1 protein-coding gene is annotated in these 1626 nt (G+C 67.8%); it reads right to left on the reverse strand.

The window, feature by feature from the left end:
• Positions 1–154: 154 nt before the first annotated feature.
• Complete coding sequence (locus MFF13_RS26155) at positions 155–1498, reverse strand: IS1380 family transposase (protein ID WP_238273387.1); 1344 nt, start codon at positions 1496–1498, stop codon at positions 155–157.
• Between the last annotated feature and the right edge of the window lie 128 nt (positions 1499–1626).

The raw sequence follows: 1626 nt of genomic DNA on the forward strand, positions 1-1626 counted from the left end.
TAGCCCGTCTTATTCATCGGACGCTTGCGGACGGTGGTTTCTGGGCTGACGGCGAGCGGGATTCCGCGTCTGGTCTGACGCGTCTGGATACGGATCGTTTTATCGGCGCTGGAGGGAGGGGCGTGGGTTCGTCGGGGCGTCACAGTCCCGTGGTTCAGGCCGGCGCCGGAGCAAGTACGGTCGCGAGGTGGCGCAGCAGGTCGGCTTCTGGACACGCCGCGGCGAAGGCGAGCCGGACGCGGGCAGTGGTCTCGCGGATCCGAGCGCCGAGCTTGAGCAGCCGGAGGCGGATCGTCGTGAACTCGGCCTTGGCGAGGCGATGCGTGGTCGGGATGGCGTCGCGCACGGTGAGCATCAGCCAGTAGGCGGCGGTGTGCAGGACGAGCCGCATCTGGTTGGCGGCCGGGTGCCGGCAGGAGGTGCGGTCGGAAGCGAGCTGGCCCTTGTGCAGCTTGATCAGGTTCTCGGCCTGGCCGCGGGCGCAGTACAGTTCGGCGTAGAGCCATGTCGGCGTGCCGGTCGCGATGTTCGTGACCACGTAGCGGATGTCGAGGCCGAGGCGGGTGGCCTCTATGCGAGCGGCGACACGGCGTTTCTGCCGCCAGGACTTGGCGGCGTGGGTGGTCTCGGCAAAGCCGCGAACCGCATCCTTGTCGCCGATGGCCCGCACCACCCGGATATGGTCGGCGGTCGGCTCGACCTTGGCGGCGAGCGCTTTGGTGCCGGTCAGGCCGAAGACGTAGCTGACGCCGTTGTCCTCGCACCAGTCCATCGCCTCGGGCCGCCCGTAATGGCCGTCGCCGCGGATGGTGATCGCGGTCGTCGGCCAGTGACGACGGATCGCCCGGACGAGCCGGCGCAGATGGCCGCGGACCTCGCGACCCGAGGGTGTCTTGCCCGGACGGAGGATCATCGCGACGGGACGGCTGGTGGCGGTGTCGTAGACGTGGATCGGCAAAAAGCAGCGCGCGTCGTGGTGGGCGTTGAACAGCGACAGCTGCTGCTGGCCGTGGACCACGTCGCAGGTGTCGTCGATGTCCAGGGTGACGGCGGCTGGCGGCACGGCGTAGCTGGCGCAGTAGAGGTCGATCAGCACTCGCCCGAGGCGAATCAGATCGCGCAGGACGGGGGTGTTCTCCATCCGCGAGACGGTGGGCTGGCTCATCAGGTCCGCACCGCTCTCGGGCAGCCGCCCGCAGGCGAGCTTGAAGGCGGGGTCGGCCCGCAGATGGTCGAGGTCGTCGCCATCCTCGTAACCACAGGCAATCGCCAGGATGCGGGCAAGCAGGATCTCGGGCAGCGGGTGCACGACCCGGCTCGGATCACGTCGATCCGAGATCACCGCAGCAAGCTTCTCAGCGATCCCCGATCGCCGGGCGGCCTGGGCGAGCAGCATGACGCCACCATCCGAGGTCAGGCGTCCGCCATCGAAGGCGGCTGTGAGCTTCTTGCCCCGCACGGATGGAAACGCGAACGGGAGACCCGTAGGATCGGACATGGCGGGCGTGGCGGGCTCGATCTGGTTTGTGGGCTTGGCGTTAGCACCCAATCCCTAAGCTAGATCAATGCTTTACGCTACGCCCGCCACTCCAGATCCACCGTCCTCATGAATAAGACGGGCTAGGC

This window comes from Methylobacterium cerastii (assembly GCF_022179125.1).
In the GTDB taxonomy this organism is placed as follows: domain Bacteria; phylum Pseudomonadota; class Alphaproteobacteria; order Rhizobiales; family Beijerinckiaceae; genus Methylobacterium; species Methylobacterium cerastii.

Excerpts from the sequence above, each read along its gene's own strand:
- MFF13_RS26155 (WP_238273387.1), bottom strand. The coding sequence starts at position 1,498 with ATGTCCGATCCTACGGGTCTCCCGTTCGCGTTTCCATCCGTGCGGGGC.